This window comes from Vibrio sp. D173a, from assembly GCF_030248475.1.
Genome location: NZ_JAHGAH010000957.1, coordinates 1 through 792, shown reverse-complemented (window position 1 = coordinate 792; position 792 = coordinate 1). Strand labels below are relative to the sequence as shown.

Annotated in this window: 2 protein-coding genes; both read left to right on the top strand. The window is 46.2% G+C overall.

Annotated elements, in window-relative coordinates; all coding sequences use genetic code 11:
* Positions 1-439, top strand: a 439-nt coding sequence (gene lolB, locus KIV40_RS30540) for a lipoprotein insertase outer membrane protein LolB (RefSeq protein ID WP_285353036.1), incomplete at its 5' end; no start/stop codon positions are given.
* On the top strand, positions 436-792 hold a 357-nt coding region (gene ispE, locus KIV40_RS30535; protein WP_285353033.1), incomplete at its 3' end, for a 4-(cytidine 5'-diphospho)-2-C-methyl-D-erythritol kinase. The genes lolB and ispE, both read left to right, overlap by 4 nt.

Sequence of the window (792 nt, the reverse complement as noted above, 5' to 3'; positions counted from 1 at the left end):
CTCGCCAAACTTCAGCCAATTGAGACTCACGACCTTCCTTGGGCAAACCGCACTTAATCTCACTATCAATGAACAAGGGGCCAAAGTGGTCACTTACGATGATCAAGTCTTTACTCACCGAAGCGCTTCTCTATTGGTACAACAATTAACAGGGTTAACGATCCCTGTGGATCACCTTCCTCAATGGTTATTAGGTAACCCACAAGATGCCGACACCTACTTATTGAATGCCAACAATACAGTAGAGGCTCTTTCTAAACAGATTGATGGCCGAGCATGGCAGCTTAATTTTGATCGCTACCGCGATGTAACCCGTACCCAAGCCTCTTCAGAGGGATCAACTTCCGAAGCAGTGCTGCCACTGCCGACACGACTCTCTTTCAAACAAGACTCAAACAAGATCAACATTGTGGTCTCTAAATGGACACTCGATAAATGATTGCGACCCAAACTCACTGGCCCTCACCGGCTAAATTGAACCTCTTTCTTTACATTACCGGTCGTCGTGACAATGGTTACCATGAACTACAGACCCTGTTTCAATTTGTCGACTTCGGTGATGAGCTCAGCATTACCGCTAATGATCGTTCAAATCTAATTACCATTACACCAGAGATTCCTGGTGTTGCTACCGAAGATAACCTGATTTGGAAGGCTGCGACGGCACTTCAACAGTACTCGAATACCCAATTTGGCGCTGATATCGACTTGAAAAAGGTACTACCCATGGGCGGTGGAATCGGTGGTGGTTCATCCAATGCGGCTACGGTTTTGGTAGCTCTGAACTTTTTG